The 18458-nt window shown below is 66.9% G+C and carries 16 protein-coding genes and 1 other RNA gene; 6 read left to right on the forward strand and 11 right to left on the reverse strand.

Going from position 1 to position 18458, the window contains the following annotated elements:
• The first annotated feature begins 2 nt into the window (after window positions 1–2).
• Window positions 3–818, forward strand: a complete 816-nt coding sequence (locus M3M54_RS05380) for an ExeA family protein (protein ID WP_249019415.1) — start codon at window positions 3–5, stop codon at window positions 816–818.
• Window positions 815–2086 (forward strand): YfjI family protein, encoded by a 1272-nt coding sequence (locus tag M3M54_RS05385; protein ID WP_249019416.1) that lies wholly within the window; start codon window positions 815–817, stop codon window positions 2084–2086. The genes M3M54_RS05380 and M3M54_RS05385 overlap by 4 nt, the downstream gene beginning before the upstream one ends.
• A 666-nt stretch (window positions 2087–2752) precedes the next feature.
• Here M3M54_RS05385 and M3M54_RS05390 read toward each other — a convergent pair.
• The 3 genes from M3M54_RS05390 to M3M54_RS05400 all read right to left on the reverse strand — a co-directional run bounded on the left by M3M54_RS05390 (window position 2753) and on the right by M3M54_RS05400 (window position 7251).
• On the reverse strand, window positions 2753–4102 hold the full coding sequence (locus tag M3M54_RS05390; protein WP_249019411.1) for a transposase: 1350 nt from the start codon (window positions 4100–4102) through the stop codon (window positions 2753–2755).
• 280 nt (window positions 4103–4382) lie between these two features.
• Window positions 4383–5810, reverse strand: coding sequence for an IS256 family transposase (locus M3M54_RS05395; protein WP_249019252.1), 1428 nt, complete (start codon window positions 5808–5810; stop codon window positions 4383–4385).
• Between the two features lie 91 nt (window positions 5811–5901).
• A complete protein-coding gene (locus M3M54_RS05400) occupies window positions 5902–7251 on the reverse strand; it encodes a transposase (RefSeq protein WP_249019411.1) in 1350 nt (449 codons plus the stop codon).
• A 176-nt stretch (window positions 7252–7427) separates the two neighbouring features.
• Between M3M54_RS05400 and M3M54_RS05405 the strand changes: the two genes are divergently transcribed.
• Both M3M54_RS05405 and M3M54_RS05410 read left to right on the forward strand, forming a co-directional pair.
• Window positions 7428–8051, forward strand: coding sequence for a hypothetical protein (locus tag M3M54_RS05405; RefSeq protein ID WP_249021160.1), 624 nt, complete (start codon window positions 7428–7430; stop codon window positions 8049–8051).
• Window positions 8052–8230: 179 nt separating this feature from the next.
• On the forward strand, window positions 8231–8437 hold the full coding sequence (locus tag M3M54_RS05410; protein ID WP_249021161.1) for a type II toxin-antitoxin system HicB family antitoxin: 207 nt from the start codon (window positions 8231–8233) through the stop codon (window positions 8435–8437).
• 32 nt (window positions 8438–8469) lie between these two features.
• Here the strand turns inward: M3M54_RS05410 and ssrA are convergent.
• The 7 genes from ssrA to ftsE all read right to left on the reverse strand — a co-directional run bounded on the left by ssrA (window position 8470) and on the right by ftsE (window position 14878).
• Window positions 8470–8841: a transfer-messenger RNA gene (gene ssrA, locus M3M54_RS05415) on the reverse strand.
• A 42-nt stretch (window positions 8842–8883) separates the two neighbouring features.
• On the reverse strand, window positions 8884–9645 hold the full coding sequence (locus M3M54_RS05420; RefSeq protein WP_249021162.1) for a Clp protease N-terminal domain-containing protein: 762 nt from the start codon (window positions 9643–9645) through the stop codon (window positions 8884–8886).
• 72 nt (window positions 9646–9717) lie between these two features.
• Entirely contained in the window at window positions 9718–10203 is a 486-nt protein-coding gene (gene smpB, locus M3M54_RS05425; RefSeq protein ID WP_249021163.1) for an SsrA-binding protein SmpB, read from the reverse strand.
• 4 nt (window positions 10204–10207) lie between these two features.
• On the reverse strand, window positions 10208–11947 hold the full coding sequence (locus M3M54_RS05430) for an RNB domain-containing ribonuclease (RefSeq protein ID WP_371878620.1): 1740 nt from the start codon (window positions 11945–11947) through the stop codon (window positions 10208–10210).
• 16 nt (window positions 11948–11963) lie between these two features.
• Window positions 11964–13175, reverse strand: a complete 1212-nt coding sequence (locus M3M54_RS05435) for a S41 family peptidase (protein ID WP_249021165.1) — start codon at window positions 13173–13175, stop codon at window positions 11964–11966.
• Between the two features lie 45 nt (window positions 13176–13220).
• On the reverse strand, window positions 13221–14114 hold the full coding sequence (gene ftsX, locus M3M54_RS05440) for a permease-like cell division protein FtsX (RefSeq protein ID WP_249021166.1): 894 nt from the start codon (window positions 14112–14114) through the stop codon (window positions 13221–13223).
• A gap of 5 nt (window positions 14115–14119) precedes the next feature.
• A complete protein-coding gene (gene ftsE / locus M3M54_RS05445) occupies window positions 14120–14878 on the reverse strand; it encodes a cell division ATP-binding protein FtsE (RefSeq protein ID WP_249021167.1) in 759 nt (252 codons plus the stop codon).
• Between the two features lie 240 nt (window positions 14879–15118).
• Here ftsE and M3M54_RS05450 point away from each other — a divergent pair, with 240 nt between their 5' ends.
• Together M3M54_RS05450 and M3M54_RS05455 are read left to right on the forward strand one after the other, a co-directional pair.
• On the forward strand, window positions 15119–16378 hold the full coding sequence (locus M3M54_RS05450) for a pitrilysin family protein (protein ID WP_249021168.1): 1260 nt from the start codon (window positions 15119–15121) through the stop codon (window positions 16376–16378).
• 97 nt (window positions 16379–16475) lie between these two features.
• A complete protein-coding gene (locus M3M54_RS05455) occupies window positions 16476–16835 on the forward strand; it encodes a hypothetical protein (RefSeq protein ID WP_249021169.1) in 360 nt (119 codons plus the stop codon).
• Window positions 16836–16868: 33 nt separating this feature from the next.
• On the opposite strand, the gene M3M54_RS05460 is transcribed toward M3M54_RS05455, so the two are convergent.
• On the reverse strand, window positions 16869–18425 hold the full coding sequence (locus M3M54_RS05460) for a hypothetical protein (RefSeq protein ID WP_249021170.1): 1557 nt from the start codon (window positions 18423–18425) through the stop codon (window positions 16869–16871).
• Between the last annotated feature and the right edge of the window lie 33 nt (window positions 18426–18458).

An 18458-nucleotide genomic window follows, 5' to 3' on the forward strand; every position in this document is an offset into this window, starting at 1 on the left:
CAGTGAGTATTGACAGGTTGCGCGCCCATTACGGGTTCACACGCATGCCGTTCGGGAAGGATCTGGCACCGGGAATGTTGCATGCCCATGGCTCGCATGCTGAGGCGGTCGCCCGGATGGCGTGGTGCATCAGTGAGCAGGCGATCGGTGTGATCAGCGGGGAGTGCGGCGCCGGCAAAACTGTTGCTGCCCGCGCCGCTGTGGCGAGCCTTGATGCCTCAAGGCACACGGTGCTTTATCTCGGAACCCCCGGCGTCGGGTTGCGCGGTATCTACGGGCTGATCATCAACACCCTGGGCGCCACCCCTAGGTTCCATCACGCCGCTCTGATCCCCCAAGCCCAAGAGATGCTCGCCGCCGAGAGCGCGGAGCGTGGCAAGCATGTCGTGATCATCATTGATGAAGCCCATTTGCTTGACGCGGAGAGCCTGGAGGGGATCCGGTGTTTGTCAAACATGGGGATGGACCAGACCGCCCCGTTCTGTTTGCTTTTGCTCGGCCAACCCACACTTCGGCGTCGGCTGCGCAACGGCACGTTCACCGCGCTGGACCAGAGGATCGCGGTGCGTTACACGATCAACGGCCTCGACCTGAAAGAGACCCGAAGCTATGTGCAGCATCATTTGGCGCTCGCGGGCCGCTCGGACACCCTGTTCTCCGATGATGCGATCAGCCTGATCCACACCACGTCCCGTGGTCTGCCGAGGTTGATCAACAACCTCGCTGTCGCGGCGCTGGTTGCCGCGTTCGCGGCAAACAAGGCGATCGTGGATGAGAGCTCGGCACGGGTCGCCGTCACAGAGGTCTCAGCCGAATGACCGCCACCCTGTCGCTGCTTGACCCGCCACCGGAGGATCAGCCTACAAACAGCGGGCTGCTGCCAGCACCGCCAGGCTGGCCGCAAGCACCAGCACCCGCCGTCTACCACGAGCTGCTCGGCGAGATCGTGGGCCGCGTCGCCCCGCACACCGAGGCTGACCCGGTCGCGATCCTCACCCAGCTGCTGGTCGGGTTCGGTACCGCCATCGGTCGTGGCGCGTGGTTCCAAGTCGAAGCGACCCGCCATCACACCAACGAGTTCATGCTGCTGGTCGGTGACAGCGCGAAGGCGAGAAAGGGGTCATCTTGGGATCATGTCCGTCGGCTTCTGGTCAGTGTCGACACGTCGATCGACTCACGGATTCTCACCGGCCTATCCAGTGGCGAGGGGTTGATCTGGGCGGTCCGTGACCCAGCCGGCCAGGATCCCGGTCACCCTGATCAGCGGCTGCTGGTGATCGAACCAGAATTCGCGTCAGTATTGAAGGCCGCAAGCCGTGAGATCTCGACACTCTCACCAACTCTGCGCTCAGCGTGGGATGGACGGCCACTGGCGATCCTGACCCGCACCGCGCCGGCGCGCGCCAGCACCGCGCACATCACGCTAATCGGTCACATCACCCAACACGAGTTGCGCCGCCACATAACCCAGGCAGAGCTCTCCAACGGGTATCTGAACCGGATCCTGATCGTCTGCTGCCGCCGCCAGCGCCTGCTCCCAGAAGGCGGCGAACCTGACCCCCTCGCCGGCACCGGCCTTGATCGCCTGCTCGCCACGGCGCTACGCCAAGCACGCACAGCCGGCCAGATCAAGCTTGATCCCGACGCCCGGGAGATGTGGCATCACGCCTACCGCACACTCGCCCAGCCACAGGCCGGGATTATCGGCCAGATCACCGCCCGCGCCGAAGCGCACGTCATCCGCCTCGCGCTTCTCTACGCCCTCGCTGACGGCAAAACCCAGATCGGCAGCCCGCACCTGAGCGCCGCACTCGCGCTCCAGGACTACGCCACCCGGTCCGCAGCATGGGCGCTCACCGGTGCGACCGGTCAGCCACTCGCCGAACAGATCCACACCATCCTCACAAACCATCCCGGCGGACTGACCCGCAGCCAAATCAGCCAGACCCTCAACCACAACCAGCCCGCCGGGCAGATCGACCACGCCCTCCAAGCCCTGCACGCCGCCCACCGCGTCCACAGCACCCAGATCCCGACCGGCGGACGACCCGCCCAGCTCTGGGCCGCCAGCAGCAGCGGGACATAACCGGCCGGCTGCCTACCGCCACGCGCGAGTGGGTCGAATCGCTCGCCGAGCACCCGGCCGCGCCACCAGACCGGTCACTCAGAAACCTGAGCACCTCATGGCGAGCGATCAAAAGCGAAAGCGAAGCGGTCACAAACGCGCGACAAGCAACCGCAAGCCCACGACCCTGACCGCCCTTCATTGCGAGCCGATCAGCCGTCAGCCCGGGACCCCACCCCGGACTTACTTCTTCTTTCGTACCCCACCCCCCGATGCCGCCGAACAAAAGCATCACCGTCCCGAAAATCAACGGCGCTCAACACCTGCACCCCAACCCGCACTCTCCCCAGCCCAACGCAGTTTGAGCACAGGCTGATGGTCGTGCGGCAGACGTTGGACGCGGCCTACCGGCAAGCGGCGAGCCGACCGGAACGCAGGGAGCCAGAGCGAGCGACCTGGGCGCTCAACCGCGCCGAGGGAGAAGCAGCGGAGGCCGGGCTGCTGCCGTGACCGGGTGCGACGCATCATACTTCGCGCGATGAGCTACGAGGTAGTCACATCCTCGGACCGCCCGGACCTGGCCGACGAGGCCGCCGCCGCGTTCCGGGAGCGGTGGCCGGAGTTCATCTTCCACGACGAAATCCCGACCGAATACATGCCTCGCGCGGATAACTCGGGTTTCGCAGTTCATAGGCCGGCGGCTGCCCATGCTTGCTGGACTTGGTTGATTTCCTGGGTTGTGGGGGTTCGGGCCTGTTCGGGTTGAAATTGGGTGGCGATGATCACTCGTCGTAGCTTGGCGAGCATGTCCTGGAATGATGGGGTGGTCTTGGAGACATACCAGGGGGCGCGGGCGCGATGCTCTGTGACGATGTCGGGGTGATGTCCGTAGAGCGCGTACCAGATGATCGTGAGGTCCATCGCCAAGAACTGGAATGGGACGGTCCGTTGCACGGCTTTCTCGGTCCGGTTGCGGGCATCACCGACGCCGAACAGTTCTTTGCCGTCCTGGAAGGCGACTTCGATCGGCCAGCGGTCTGCGTAGCGTTCGACGATCTGCGCGGCGGTGGCGTGAAGGTCGGTGGTGATCAGCGCGATCTGGTAGCCGCACGGCTTGGTGTCGTCTTTGACGAGGATCACACGGACCGGGGTTTCGGCGCCGAGCGGCTCCCACAGGCAGTTGATCTCAGCCAGCTCGAGCGTCTCGGTTTTGCTGTAGCGCCTGACGGTCGTCTTTACCCATTCGGTGGCGGGGTCGGCTGCGATCTGTTGAAGGCTTTCAAGCTGTTTGCCCCATTTGCGTGGCCGGCCGCGTTTGCCGGTGCGCGGCGGCGCAGGGGCGTAGATCACCGCGTTGCTACGCAGCCTCGATGTGATCGTCACCCGCTTGGGTGCAGCACGCCACGCCTGGCTGATGTAGGCGCTGTCACCGACCACGTTGATCTGGCGATCCGGCAGCCGTTTGGCGAGCAGGCAGACCATCGCCCTGGCCAGCTTGACCTTCCCGGGCCGCTCAGGATCGGGCTTGTGCTGCTTGACGAACTGTTCGCGCCGCGGCTGCCAGAGCCGGAACAGGACCGGCAAACATACGGTGCGCTGCAGGAACGGCAGCTTGACACAGATCCCGGCCACGATCCAGTTGTTCCCCCACGCGACCGAGCCTGAGCGGCTGTTGGCGGTCGCGTCGTGATGCCAGAAGGTGCCGTGGATCCGGCGTCCCCTGCGTTTCAGGAGCGTGTCGTCGACCGCGACCAGCACGCTCGCACCCGGTTCTGTGAACCGCTCAACGATCAGGCAGGCGAGCCGTAACCCGAGCTCGTCCACGGACCAGCGGGCATTGGCGAAGAACCGGTGGCAACGCGCGTGATGCCACACCCCCGACAGCCTTGAGCCTGTCAGCATCCCGGTCACGCACCGCAGAGAGGTCTGCGAGACCTGACCGACCAACACCCCCCGGAACGTCTCAAACGTGGGACGGGTGAAACACGACTCAAACAGGACAAGCAGCTCGTTCAGCGAAGATGGGACGCAGAGCATCGGCGGCAGCCTCCAAGAGAAGCCGCGCAGCGTGCCTCCCCTTGGCCGCGACGGACGGGTTATGTTGACAGCAACCGCTTTCGCGCAAGCCGCCGATGCTCCTTCCCCGACACCGCGCCAACAGGCCACACCAGCCCGCCACGGCCCCGTCCACCACCACCTGCTACGCCGCTATGCCGCTACAGGCCCAAAAGTGCGAAACCCGGAGGGCGTCACGTTAACTGTGTAAGCGTGGTTTCTTCAGGTTAACAGTTACTCTCGTCGTGTCAATGGGTGGTGGTCAGCTTGCGTCCGGGATCCGGTCACCGAAGTGGATCTTGAGCGCTAGCAGCGCGGCTGTCCAGTTCCGGCAGCGGGTCCATTGCGGGACGGCGTTCTGGAGGCAGAGGTAGACGAGCTTGCGGGCTGAGTCCTCGTTGGGGAAGCTGCCCTTGGTTTTGATGGCTTTGCGTAGCTGCCGGTTGAGCGCCTCGATCGCGTTGGTGGTGTAGATGATCCGGCGGACCTCGGCGGGGAAGGCGAGGAACGGTGTGATGTGCTCCCAGGCGGCGGTCCACTGCCGGGTGATGATCGGGAAGCGCGCTCCCCACTTCTCATCGAAGGCCTCCAGTGCGGCCCATGCCTGCTCGGCGTTGATCGCGGTGTAGATCGGTTTGAGGTCGCGGGCGACTTGCTCACGGTCGCGTCTGGGCACGTATTTGAGACTTGAGCGGATCATGTGCACGATGCATGTCTGGACCGTGGTCTTCGGGAAGATCGCCTCGATCGCCTCAGGGAACCCTGTGAGCCCGTCGACACAGCAGATCAGGATGTCGCGCACACCACGGGTCTTCAGGTCGTTGAGCGCCTGCATCCAGAACTTCGCGCCCTCCGTCTCCTGAAACCACATGCCGAGCACGTCCCGGTCGCCGTCCAGGGTGATCCCGAGCGCTATGTAGAGCGCTTTGTGCCCGACGCTGCCACCATCACGGATCTTGAGCACCATGCAGTCCAAAAACACGACGGGGTAGATCGTCTCAAGCGGCCGTTTGGCCCACTCACGCACGTCGTCTGCGACCTGGTCGGTCACGCGGCTTATCAGCTCACGGCTCACACCCGTGCCGTAGAGCTCTTGCATGTAGCCCTCGATGTCACGGGTCGACAGGCCACGGCTGTAGAGCGCGAGGATCTTCTGATCGATCCCGGCAAGGCGCCGCTGACGCTTCTTGACGATCTGCGGCTCAAACGTGCCTGCCCGGTCCCTGGGCGCGTCGATCACGATCTTGCCGTGATCGCTCACGAGCGTCTTTACGCTCGTCCCGTTGCGCTGGTTGGCCGCGCCGCCAGCGGGCTCCTGGTGGGGCTCATAGCCGACATGGCAGGTCAGCTCCGCGTTCATCGCACGCTCCACCAGCCGTTTAGTCAGCCGGCCAAGAACCCCGCCTGACCCAAGGATCTCCTCCTCGGTCCTGGCGCCAGCCAGCAGCTCGTCGATCACCTCGTCGGAGATCAAGGACTCCTCAACGCCCCCAACCGCGCAACGGACCCGCCGACGCGCGATCGCGCGCTCGACCGCCTCCTCGAGCCCCGGCACCGGCCGCGCCGCGCCTGGGTTGGGCGGCTCGTCGCTTCGCTCCTCCCCGCCCAACCCAGGCGCGGGAGACATCACCCCGAACGGGGGCTGGGCCAACAACACATCACTGCTCATGGTCTTCGTCGTGGTAGGCATGCGATCTCCTTCGCTGATGCCTACACAGTTCCTGTGACGATCCCGAAACCGAGGGATAACTACTTCCGCGAGTTAACTCGGGTTTCGCAGTTCATAGGCCGGCGGCTGCCCATGCTTGCTGGACTTGGTTGATTTCCTGGGTTGTGGGGGTTCGGGCCTGTTCGGGTTGAAATTGGGTGGCGATGATCACTCGTCGTAGCTTGGCGAGCATGTCCTGGAATGATGGGGTGGTCTTGGAGACATACCAGGGGGCGCGGGCGCGATGCTCTGTGACGATGTCGGGGTGATGTCCGTAGAGCGCGTACCAGATGATCGTGAGGTCCATCGCCAAGAACTGGAATGGGACGGTCCGTTGCACGGCTTTCTCGGTCCGGTTGCGGGCATCACCGACGCCGAACAGTTCTTTGCCGTCCTGGAAGGCGACTTCGATCGGCCAGCGGTCTGCGTAGCGTTCGACGATCTGCGCGGCGGTGGCGTGAAGGTCGGTGGTGATCAGCGCGATCTGGTAGCCGCACGGCTTGGTGTCGTCTTTGACGAGGATCACACGGACCGGGGTTTCGGCGCCGAGCGGCTCCCACAGGCAGTTGATCTCAGCCAGCTCGAGCGTCTCGGTTTTGCTGTAGCGCCTGACGGTCGTCTTTACCCATTCGGTGGCGGGGTCGGCTGCGATCTGTTGAAGGCTTTCAAGCTGTTTGCCCCATTTGCGTGGCCGGCCGCGTTTGCCGGTGCGCGGCGGCGCAGGGGCGTAGATCACCGCGTTGCTACGCAGCCTCGATGTGATCGTCACCCGCTTGGGTGCAGCACGCCACGCCTGGCTGATGTAGGCGCTGTCACCGACCACGTTGATCTGGCGATCCGGCAGCCGTTTGGCGAGCAGGCAGACCATCGCCCTGGCCAGCTTGACCTTCCCGGGCCGCTCAGGATCGGGCTTGTGCTGCTTGACGAACTGTTCGCGCCGCGGCTGCCAGAGCCGGAACAGGACCGGCAAACATACGGTGCGCTGCAGGAACGGCAGCTTGACACAGATCCCGGCCACGATCCAGTTGTTCCCCCACGCGACCGAGCCTGAGCGGCTGTTGGCGGTCGCGTCGTGATGCCAGAAGGTGCCGTGGATCCGGCGTCCCCTGCGTTTCAGGAGCGTGTCGTCGACCGCGACCAGCACGCTCGCACCCGGTTCTGTGAACCGCTCAACGATCAGGCAGGCGAGCCGTAACCCGAGCTCGTCCACGGACCAGCGGGCATTGGCGAAGAACCGGTGGCAACGCGCGTGATGCCACACCCCCGACAGCCTTGAGCCTGTCAGCATCCCGGTCACGCACCGCAGAGAGGTCTGCGAGACCTGACCGACCAACACCCCCCGGAACGTCTCAAACGTGGGACGGGTGAAACACGACTCAAACAGGACAAGCAGCTCGTTCAGCGAAGATGGGACGCAGAGCATCGGCGGCAGCCTCCAAGAGAAGCCGCGCAGCGTGCCTCCCCTTGGCCGCGACGGACGGGTTATGTTGACAGCAACCGCTTTCGCGCAAGCCGCCGATGCTCCTTCCCCGACACCGCGCCAACAGGCCACACCAGCCCGCCACGGCCCCGCCCACCACCACCACCTGCTACGCCGCTATGCCGCTACAGGCCCAAAAGTGCGAAACCCGAGAGTTAAGCGTCTTCCTGCTCGATGACGGCAAGGTCGCCGCTGGCGGTTGGGGCGTTCCGCTCTCCTGGGACGGAACACCATCAGGGCTACCCGAGGGCTTCCGCTCCGCGCTCGTCGCGGCCGTGGAGGACCACGAGCACGAAAGGCAAGCGAACGCGTTCAGCTTCATGGCCGCCGCCGTCGCTAAGGAGTTCGACAAGCAGGGGCTTGCCGCTCGCGTGCTCGAAGCCCTGACGGAGCGAGCCACCGCAGCGGGCTTGACGCATGTGGTCGCACCAATCCGCCCGACCTGGAAGCACCGATACCCACAGGTGGCGATGGCCGACTATGCAACCTGGAAGCGTGACGACGGTCTATCGCTGGACCCCTGGATACGCACCCATCAACGTATGGGCGCGAGCATCGTGAAACCCGCGCCTAACTCAATGGTCGTCACGGGCACCGTCGCAGAATGGGAAGGCTGGGCAGACATGCCGCTCCCCGTCACTGGCAGCTACGTCATACCCGACGCACTAAACCTCATCGAGGTAGATAAGGAGCGCGATACAGCCATCTACCGCGAGGAGAACCTCTGGGTGCAACACCGCTGACGCGGCACCAACCGCCAGCAAGGTTCGATTGCTCGTGCGGTGTAAAGGTCCGCACAAACAACAAACCTTGCTTTCATCGGGATGGAGACGCCTGGCTCAGCAAATGCGAAAATACCTGCTCAGAGCCCATTGTCAGGACACCTTGCCGACATCCGCCGCAAGCCAGGATTGAGCCTCCGATGAGTGACTACCTCGTAATCATCGAACCAAGCGACACAGGCTTCGGCGCTTGGAGCCCTGACCTCGGCGTCTATGCCACCGGCGAAACCAGGGAAGCAACCGTCGCCCAGATCCGCGAAGCCATCGCATTCCACATCGAGGGTCTTCGTCAAGCGGGCGACGCTGTCCCCGCCCCCGCCGTCGACACCGTATTGGTAGCCGCCTGAACGATTTGAACCCTCGTCAGACGAGGGTTCAAAAGTGGAGACGGGGGGAATTGAACCCCCGTCCGCGGTCGCGTAAGAGATGGCGTCTACGAGCGTAGCCGGCGCTCTGATCTCGCTCCCCCCTCGCCTCGCCGGCGGGGTTGGGGGCAGCCAGCTCCCTTTGGTGGTCCTCGGGTCGGAGGGAGCAAATCCTCGCCGAGCAAGCCCACTATTGATCCCGGATCGACCGCTGTGGGCTAACGGAGGCCGAGATGATGCTTAGCTAGCTGAGATTAGGCAGCGAGGCCAAGATCAAAGTTGTGCGTGTCCGCACTTATTGTTTCCCAGGTTTTTTACGAGGCCTCCCGGGAACCTCGACTCGCAACCACCCCCACGATCCGACCACGTCGAAGCCTGTCGTCCCCAGGGGTAATGTCCGATCAATGGTAGCGCCCCGGCGCCGCCCATCACGCCTGTGGCAGCACCGCGGAGCCGGGCTGGCGCCGCTCGAGCGTTCCCAGCTCCGCACGGACGCGCTCCGGTGTGACGCCCAACCTGGCCAGCGCGCGGGCGGCGCCGGAGTTCTCGGTGCTCACGAGCGCACGCAGCAGGTCAAGCGCGGTGAGCTCGCCGCCGCTGCGCGCGGCAGCCACGGCGAGCGCGCGCTCGACGAGTCGCCTGGCAAGTGGCGACGCAGCGACCGTCGACTCGGCCGAGGCAGCGACCGGGCTGACGGCGCCGTCGCGCTCGCCTCGCAGACGCAGCGTGCGACGCGCCTCCTCGGGCTTGACATCGAGGCGTTCAAACAGCCTCTCGGCTCCGTCATCGCCGCACTGCAGCACGCCCAGCAACAGGTGTTCGGTCCCAAGCTCTGTGCTGCCCAGAACGGTAGCCTCCTGTCGCGCAAGCCGGATGGCGCGACGGGCCGGCGTCGAGATGCGCACACCGCCACCGACGCGTCCCCCAGCCTCAGACGTGACCGGCGTGGGTTCGCTCAGGGCGCGTGCCACACCATCACGGTGACGACGGTGCGCCGCCTGCTTGGAGATACCCAGCGCGGCGCCGATCTGCCGCCAGGACAACCCCGCACGGATCGCCTCAACCGCAAGCGTGGCCTCAACCTCGTCAAGCCCGGCGCGCAGCTCGCACAGCGCCCGCAGCTGCGCCTCCGGATCACCACCCGCCAGCACGCGCCTGATGAGCACCTCGATCGGAGTGCGTTGCTGCATCGACGAGGTGCTACCCACTCAGGCTGCTTTACACCGGACGGACAGCGCGCAAGCCGCCTCGCAACGGCACCCCTACCGTGCCACGTCGCGCAGCTCGCGGGCCACCTCCCGCGCCATGTCGCGGGATTTGATCGTCTCGCGCTTGTCGTAGAGGTCCTTGCCGCGGGCCAGCGCAACCTCCACCTTCGCCCGCGAGCGCTCTCCAGAGAAGTAGAGCCGCGTCGGCACCAACGTGAAGCCGCGCTCGTTCAGGCGTCCGCGCAGCCGCTCGATCTCGCTGCGGTGCGCAAGCAGCTTGCGGGTGCGCTCGGGCGCGTGGTTCTCCCGCGAGGCGGCCGGATAGGGCGCGATGTAGGCCCCGACCAGCCACAGCTCGCCGTCGTTGATCGTGACGTAGGAGTCCTTGAGCTGCGCGCCGCCGTCGCGCAGGGACTTGACCTCCGTGCCGGTCAGCACGATCCCACACTCGAACCGCTCGATCAGGTTGTATTTGAACGCGGCCTGGCGGTTGGTAGCCACATCGCCCGCCGCCGCCTTGCGCTTCTTGCCCTTGGCCATCTTCTCAGTCCCAGTCAGCCGGTAACAGATCCACCCTACCGCGTGGCGCGTCGACGCCACCGACCCGGACCGCGACGCTGTCCCCGAGACGCAGCGCCCGGCCGCTGCGGGTGCCGATCAGCGCGGTACCGTGCTCGTTGAGCTCCCACCAGTCATCGCGCATCAGCCGCACCGGCAGCAGGCCCTCGTACTCGCCGTCCTCACCGAAGGCGACAAACGCGCCCGCACCGATCACGCCCACCACCTCACCATCGAACACGATCCCGCCACCACCGTGCGCCGCCGCCGCCAACGTCGCCTCAAGCAGGAAGCAGCGCGCCACATCGTCGGCGTCCCGCTCGATCATCATCGCCGCCCGTTCGCGCGCGGAGGTCCACGGTCCCGCCTGCGCAACCCACGAAGCCTCCGGGGCCGCGACATCGCCGGTCAGCGCCGACAGCAGCGAGCGGTGGCAGATCAGGTCGGGGTAGCGCCGGATCGGCGAGGTGAAGTGGCAGTAGCTCGCAAGCGCAAGCCCGGAGTGCCCGCGGTTGTGGTCGTCGTAGTAGGCCTGTTTGAGCGAGCGCAGAACGATCCGGTTCAGCGCCCGGGCGCCGCGTCCGTCGTGCGCGAGCAGCCACTCGGAGACCATGCGCGAGGCCTCACCGGCCACCTCTGCCGCCTGCTGGCCGGTCAGCGGCCCGCCTGCCATTGGCGGTGTCGGCACCCCCAGGCTGCTCAGCTGGTCGAGCATCCGCTCTACCGCCGTCGCCTCCGGGCGTTCGTGCACGCGGTAGAGCGCCGGCAGATGCCGCGCCTCGAGAAAGCGGGCGACCTGCTCGTTGGCCGCGATCATCAGATGCTCGATCAAACGGTGCGACTCGGTCGCCAGCACGGGCGCGACACCGATGAGGTTGCCCTCGCGGTCGAAGCTGAACTCGGGCTCGGCCGACTCGAGCACGAGCACCGCCTTGCCGGAGCGTCTCTCCTCCAGCGCCCGTGCCGCTGCACGGGCGCTGGCCAGGCCTTCCCCCCACTCGCCCTCGGCACGGCCCGCGCCGGCGAAGATGCGGTCCACCTGCTCATAGGTGAGACGCCGGTCGGAGCGGATCACCGAGCGGTAGAACGACACGCCCGTCACCTCGCGTGCACGGATCTGAAGCTCGACGGTGACCGCCGCGCGATCTTCGCCGGGCACCAGCGAGCAGGCGCCATTGGACAGCTCGGGGGGCAGCATCGGCTCGACCGCCCCGGGAACGTAGACGCTCGTGGAACGCCTGTAGGCCTCGCGGTCAAGCGCTGAGCGCGGCTGCACGTAGGCGCTCACGTCAGCGATGTGCACCCAGACAGTCCAGGCGTCCGCACCGGTGCTCCGGCAGGAGATCGCGTCGTCGTAGTCGCGGGCACTGGTGGGGTCGATCGTGAAGGTGGGCAGCGTGCGCAGGTCGCGGCGCCCAGCCTCGGCGCCAAACGGCCGCCGCGCGGCATCCAGCGCCCCGCGCGTGACCGGCGGCTCGAAACCGCGTGCCAGGCCGCGATCGAGCATCAGTGCCTCGATCACATCACGAGCGATTTGCGGAAGCCCGATGCGCCGAGCGACCCGCGCCCGCTGGCCGCGCCCGTGACGACCGGAGGCGGCGGCGGTGACCAGCACGAGGTCGCCAACGTCGTAGCGTGAGTCGCGACTGAGCGCAAGCCGCGGCCCTGGGCCGAAGAACGGCTCGGCGACCAGGAACTTGCCGCGGCGCGTGACGAGCGCCACCATGCCCCGGCCGGCGCCCTCAGCGGATTTCGGCGGCGACGGTGCGCTCTGCGACCGTGAGTGCGTGCCTGCCCGGGGCATTGGGGTTGTCGTAGACGTAGACGTTGGGGGTGATGCCCTTGCCTTCCTTGACGCCGCCACCGCCGAGATTCTGGCCGTCGGGCGTGTAGAACTCACCAACCGTAATGTCGAGCGCGGCGCCTCCCGGCAGCGGCATCAGCTCCTGAAAGACGCCCTTGCCGTAGGTGTGGGTGCCGACCACCAGGGCGCGGTGGTGATCCTTCAGCGCCGCTGTGACGATCTCTGCCGACGAGGCTGTGCCGCGGTCGACGAGCACCACCATGGGGATTGTGGGCGCGATCGCGTCGCCCTGCGCCAGGTAGACCTGGGTGGGCTGGCTGCGACCCCTGGTGGTGACGATCGTGCCGTGTTCGATGAACAGACTCGCGACGGCGACGGCCTGTGCCAGCAGGCCGCCAGGGTTGTTGCGCAGGTCGAGGATCAGGCCCTGGGCGTGCTCGTCGAGCATCTGCTGCACCTGGGCGCCGAGCTCGGCGGCGGCCGTGGGGGTGAACTGGCTGAGCACCAGGTACCCGATCCGCTTACCGTGGTAGTCAAGCAGCCTGGAGGCCGCGACCGGGACGTTCAGCCGGGCGCGTGTGATCCGTACGCGCCGCAGCGACCCGTGCTGACGGATGGTGAGCGTGACGCTGGTGCCGGGCCTACCGGTGATCAGCTTGGAGCCGGCGGCGACCGTCTTGCCGGCGAGCGAGTGCCCGTCAACAGCGGTGATGATGTCTCCGTGCTGGAGTCCGGCGTGCGCCGCCGGCGAGCTCTGGATCACCTCTTCGACCTCAATCCCGCCGCCCACGGGCGTGACCGCCACCTCGACCCCGATCCCGCTCACCTGCGGGTTTGTCTGCTGCTCAAAGGAGCGATAGAGAGCCGGGGGGAAGTAGTGCGAGTACGGGTCATCGAGACTGGCGACCGCCTGCTCGAGGCCGGTGTTGAGCAACCGCTGTGTGTTGACGGGGCGGTAGTAGTCCTTGCCGATCAGATTGAGCGTCGTCTGCACGAGCCGCTCGTCAGCGGTCCGGGAGACGAACACGCTGCGCAGCGGTGAGGGTAGCCAGCTTGGATGCCCGCCGAACCAGACGCCGACCAGCAGCAGAACGATGGCGCCGGCGGCGGCAAGCCACCGTCGCAGCAGGGCTTTGGCGTGGAGCGACAACACTGGCAGCGTAGCCGGGCGAAAGTGCGGCTTGCGCCGCCGCACTCAGACGCGCAGGAAGCGCCGCAGCGACAGCCCGGAGCCGACTGCTGAGACGCCCACACCGGCGACCAGCAGCACGAACATCAGCGGCACGATCCCGATCGTGCGTGGCGCCGAGATCAGGCCCCAGTTGCTGGCCAGCGGATCGAGCACCACCACCTTGGCGACGGCGAGCGTGACGATCGCCATCACCGCCGCCGCGGCGCCGACAACGACTCCCTCGATCACGAACGGCCAGCGGATGAACCAGTCGGTCGCGCCGACGAGCTTCATCACCTCGACCTCGCGCCGCCGGGCGTAGAGCGATAGACGGATCGTGTTGCCGATCAGCAGCACGGAGGCCGCGATCAGCAGGGCGGCGAGCAGCGCGGCGGTGATCGTCACAAAGCGCGTCACCGTCAAAAGCCGCTTGGTGTCCTGGGTGTGATTTGAGACAGAGGCGATCGCGGGGTCGAGCATCTGGCCCTGACCGCCGGCGTCGGCGATCTCGGCGCGCACCGCAAGCACCGCGCTTGGCGCGGTCGGATAGACGTGGAAGGTGTCCGGCAGCGGGTTTCCCGAGAGCAGCTCATAGGCGAGCGGATCCTGCTTGCGCTGCTGCGCGAGCGCCTGCGCCTTGGACTCGAACACCACGCGCTGCACGTGGGGCAGCCTGCGCAGCTCACCCATCACGCGGGCGTCCTCGGCGTGGGTGGCGTGCCGCTGCATGTAAACGTCGACCATGACCTTGCCGGCGGCGCTGTTGGCGGCGCCGGTCGTCGCCTGCACAATCGGGATGAAGACACCGACCACGATCAACGTGACGGTCACCGTGGCGAGGGCAGCGAAGCTCGGCGCAGCGTTCCGGCGCATCGCCCGGAGCGACTCACGCAGGAAGAAACCCAGGCTGTGCTTCATCGTGCCTAAAGGATCTGCGGTGCTTCGGCGGGACTGCGCAGACGCTGGGCGAACTCGCGCGTGGACTCGTCCCGCGTATAGAGGCCGGTGGCCTCGTCACGCACCACGCGGCCGCGCGAGAGCTCGAGCACACGGCGGCGCATCTTGTCGACCATGGCATGGTCATGGGTGGCGACCAACACGGTGGTGCCGGTGCGGTTGATCCGGTAGAGCAGCCGCATGATGTCGATGCTCGTCTCCGGATCGAGGTTTCCGGTCGGCTCGTCGGCCAGGAGCAGCGGCGGGTGGTTGACGAACGCGCGGGCGATCGAGACGCGCTGCTGCTCGCCCCCTGATAGCTGGTCGGGGTAGTTGTGCAGCTTGGTCGAGAGCCCGGTGAGCCGCAGGATGTCCGGAACCTTGGCGCGGATCTCCTTGCGCGAGTGTCCTGTCACCTGCAGCGCGTAGGCGACGTTGTCGTAAACGGTGCGGTTCGGCAGGAGCTTGAAGTCCTGGAAGACGACGCCGATGTTGCGTCTGTAGAACGGCACCTGACGGCGCTTGATGCTCGAGATGTCGCGCCCTGCGACCAGGATCGTTCCCTCGGTGGGCTCGAGCTCCTTGATCAGAAGGCGCATCACGGTCGACTTGCCAGAGCCGGTCGAGCCGATCATGAACACGAAGTCACCGCGGTCGACCGAGAAGGTGGCCTCATCCAGACCGAAGGCGCCGGTGCCGTACTTCTTGGTCACGGCCCGGAACTCGATCACGCTGCTTGAGGACACAGGTGGACCGGGTCGCTTGAGGTTCGGAGTCTGTCGTACATGGTTGCGTGCGGCGTCGGAGCGAAGTTGCCAGCGACCGCGTGGACTCGATTTTGTCTCGGCCATGGGCCAGCCAGATTAGCGGCAGCGCCGCCACCGACACCATGGCACAGACGACATGCAATCAGATTTGCAGCCTCGCCCCGATCGACGGCGGCGGGGTGGAGCCCGCAAAACGGTCGCTGGCGCTACCTTCTGCTGATGGCGTCGATCGAATCTCAGGCACTCCCAAACGGGCTGGCACTGCACCGCATCGCAATGGCCGGCACGCAGGCGGTGACGCTGATGGTCGCCTTCGATGCCGGCGCCCGCACCGAGCGCCCGGAGGAGAACGGGATGGCCCACTTCCTTGAGCACCTGGTGTTCAAGGGCGGTGAGAAGTACCGGACCTACCGTGACGTCAACGAGGCGGCGGAGCGCAACGGCGCCGTGCTGAACGCCTACACCAGCCACGACCTGGTGGCATTCCACATCACCGCCCGCGCGACCAAGGGCATGGAGGCCGCCGACCTGCTCACCGACTTCGTCGCCCGCGCCACACTGGACCCGGCGGAACTCGACAAGGAACGCGGCGTGGTCGTGCAGGAGATCGCCCGTTACAACGACCAGCCATCCGCGGTCGCCGAGCAGCTGATCGACGAGGCTGTGTTCGGTGAGCACCCACTCGGGCGTCCGGTCTTGGGACCGGCCGAGCACCTCTCGCAGACCTTCACCCGTGAGGGGATCGTCGCGTTCCGCGAGCGGCAGTGGTCGCCGGCGTCAGGCGCCGCACTGCTGGTCGGCAACCTCGACTCGCTCGGTCCCGACGCTGGCGTGGAGGAGCTTTTCGAGCGCTTCACATCACGACCGGCGCCGCCGCCGTACCTCGCAGCGCCCGACCACGAGCCGCGCATCCTGGTCACCGCCCGCGACTCCAACCAGTCCCATCTGCGCATGTCCTACCGGCCTGCGATCGACGTCAGCGACCCGGCCCAGCGCGCGGCGCTGACGATCTACTCGACGCTGCTTGGCGGATCGATGGGCTCGCGCCTGTTTGACGAGATCCGTGAGCAGCGAGGCCTCTGCTACTCGATCAGCTCCTACCCCCACGCCTACGCGGACGTGCCGGTGCTGCAGCTGAGCGCGGGTCTCGACAGCACCAAGTGCGTTGAGGCCTTCAGGCGCATGGCTGAGATCGTCGCGGAGCTGCGCGAGGACGGTCCCACCGAGGCCGAGGTGGAGCGGGCACGTGCGTTCGCCGCCGGCGCCCGGGCGATCGCGTTCGAGAACACCGGCGCGATCGCGCGCACCGCCGCAACCCAGGCGATCGTGTTCGGGCAGGACGTCGACCCCGAGGCCTCGATTGCCGCGCTTGACGCCGTCAGCTTCGACGAGGTCCGCGCAGTCGCGGCCGGGATCTCCGAGGGCTTCAGCGTCGCCTGCGTCGGCCCCCACACCGTGGAGGAGTTTGCGGGCGCCTGAGCGCCAGCGTCGCGGCGGCTTGAGCCTCCGCGTTAGGAACCTGTTGTCTGCCTCCGTGCCCCTTGCGTAGACGGGCATACCCGGTGACAATCGTTGTGTGCAGGGCACGCTTGCACTCAACCGGGCGGAGCTACGCCGGTACCTGAGCCGTGTCAGCAACCGCTGGCAACTTGACGGCGCGTTCCTGGGCGGCAGCGCACTGACTTCGGTGGGCGACCATGGCCTGGCAGTGGAGACGGCGCCACGGTTCACGCTCGTGCTCGTGACCGACAGCTTCGACGCGGTGCCCTGGCTGGAGCGGGTGCGTGTTGCCGCCTCGCTCTGGGACGCGGGCGAGATGGGCGCGGGCGTTGAGCCGTACTGCTACACGCGCATGGAATTCGACCGCCAGCGTGACGCGGTACCCGCGGTCAGGGACGCGGTCTGGCACGGACTCGACCTGCTGGTCTTCATCTGAGCCCAGGCCGCAGGCGAACTGCGGGGTCTGGGCCTACCGGTGGCCACCGCGACGCACAGGAGGCGCGGGCGCGACGTCCAGCACAACCGTGTGGCCGCTGACCGTGCCGAGCCTGGTGGTGCTCGTGACCGTCGCATCGAGTCGATGGCTGGAGAGCGTCTCGAGCAGCTGGTAAGCGAGCCGTGGAAGATGCACGGTCGCTCTGAGCAGGTGTCCACCGCGCAGGTCGTAGCGCCACCGTCCGAGCAGGAGCCGCCTGATGCGTCCACGGCGCGGGCCAGCGAACCTGTGATCGAGTCGCCGGCGACGTTTGCCTTGTGGTATCAGCCGTGTTCTGACGCTGAGCGTCAGCCGGCCTTCGCAGGCTGCCGTGCTCTGCCCGCTGCAGGCAAAGGTGAGCACGGCCAGGTGGCGACGCGAAACGGTGACCGCGCCGTTGAACGCCAACGCGCCCGCGCTCAATGGGAAGGGGATGCCGGTCACCTCGCCGATCGCCGCCTGTGGCTCACCGCTCGAGCTCGTGGTGGCCGTGAAGAAGACCTCCCCGTCACCGGTCGACCCCGGCACGCTCGGCCCGGCCGCGATGCGCCAGCCGCTCGTCGGGAGCGCCAAGCCTGCCGGCAGCGCGAAGCGGAAGATGTCCCCGGTGGCGACGTTCAGCTCGCCGACGAGACCGCCGTCGGCGGCGTCCAGAAACCAGACGTTGCCGTCCGGTCCGACCGTCATCGCGACCACGTTGCCGAGACCAGCGGCGGCCACGCGCACACCGTCGGGCGCCTGGGGGTCGAGCTCGACGATCTCATCGTTCACACCCGAGCCCGGCGAGCTGGCGGCAGCCGCGTAGAGCATGCCATTGCCTGCCGTGACGATCGTGCCTGGGTCAGTGCTCGCGTCAGACACCCCGGCTGCCGGGAACGGGCCGCCGAACCCGGCAGGGCCGTAGGAGCCGAGCTCGCCTAGACCGTCGGTGAACCACACCTGGCCACCGCCGGCACCCAGCGCGAACGCCCCGGCGCCCGTGTAGAACGGTGGCGGCAGCGGGTTGGTTGCGCACGACGCCGCCGGCGCGGCGCTGATCTGGCAGCGGATCAGACCGGTGTTGTCGGCGGCGTAGAGCGCCCCGTCCGGGCCCAGCGTCAGATCCTGGCCGTAGTTGCCCAGGCGCGCCACCGGGTTCAGGCCCGGGCTCTGCGAGTTGGGCGCGCCGACCGCATAGAGCACGTTGCCCGGCCCCTGGTCGTTATCTAGGATCCAGTCATAGCCATCCGCGTCGACGCTCGCGTACAGCAGCGGGCCATTGACCCCCGTGGCCATGCCGGAGGCGATCGATCGCTGCTGGCCGGTGGGCGTGATCGAGATCACCTGCTGGTTGCGGCCGCTGACGACCAACCATTCGGCGTCTGAGCCGTTTGGCGCCGGGACGATCGCCGGCTCGGTGAAGCTGCCGACGCCAGCGGCTCCGGGCGCGAGCGCGAAGCTGACCGCGTAGCCTGTGACTGCGACCTTCGCCTGCGCGAGTGCCGGCGCGCCAAGCGCACACACGCCAGCCAGTGCCGCAGCGCCAGCGACCCGGATGGCGGTCGACCGCAACTTCAGCCGGACACCGTCTGTTCGCTCTATCAG

Source organism: Conexibacter sp. S30A1 (assembly GCF_023330665.1).
Lineage (GTDB): Bacteria > Actinomycetota > Thermoleophilia > Solirubrobacterales > Solirubrobacteraceae > Palsa-465.

Excerpts from the sequence above, each read along its gene's own strand:
- ftsX (WP_249021166.1), bottom strand. The coding sequence starts at position 14,114 with ATGAAGCACAGCCTGGGTTTCTTCCTGCGTGAGTCGCTCCGGGCGATG.
- M3M54_RS05430 (WP_371878620.1), bottom strand. The coding sequence starts at position 11,947 with ATGGTGGCGCTCGTCACGCGCCGCGGCAAGTTCCTGGTCGCCGAGCCG.
- M3M54_RS05400 (WP_249019411.1), bottom strand. The coding sequence starts at position 7,251 with ATGCTCTGCGTCCCATCTTCGCTGAACGAGCTGCTTGTCCTGTTTGAG.
- M3M54_RS05420 (WP_249021162.1), bottom strand. The coding sequence starts at position 9,645 with ATGCAGCAACGCACTCCGATCGAGGTGCTCATCAGGCGCGTGCTGGCG.
- M3M54_RS05395 (WP_249019252.1), bottom strand. The coding sequence starts at position 5,810 with ATGCCTACCACGACGAAGACCATGAGCAGTGATGTGTTGTTGGCCCAG.
- M3M54_RS05405 (WP_249021160.1), top strand. The coding sequence starts at position 7,428 with ATGCCGCTACAGGCCCAAAAGTGCGAAACCCGAGAGTTAAGCGTCTTC.
- smpB (WP_249021163.1), bottom strand. The coding sequence starts at position 10,203 with ATGGCCAAGGGCAAGAAGCGCAAGGCGGCGGCGGGCGATGTGGCTACC.
- M3M54_RS05410 (WP_249021161.1), top strand. The coding sequence starts at position 8,231 with ATGAGTGACTACCTCGTAATCATCGAACCAAGCGACACAGGCTTCGGC.
- M3M54_RS05390 (WP_249019411.1), bottom strand. The coding sequence starts at position 4,102 with ATGCTCTGCGTCCCATCTTCGCTGAACGAGCTGCTTGTCCTGTTTGAG.
- M3M54_RS05450 (WP_249021168.1), top strand. The coding sequence starts at position 15,119 with ATGGCGTCGATCGAATCTCAGGCACTCCCAAACGGGCTGGCACTGCAC.
- M3M54_RS05385 (WP_249019416.1), top strand. The coding sequence starts at position 815 with ATGACCGCCACCCTGTCGCTGCTTGACCCGCCACCGGAGGATCAGCCT.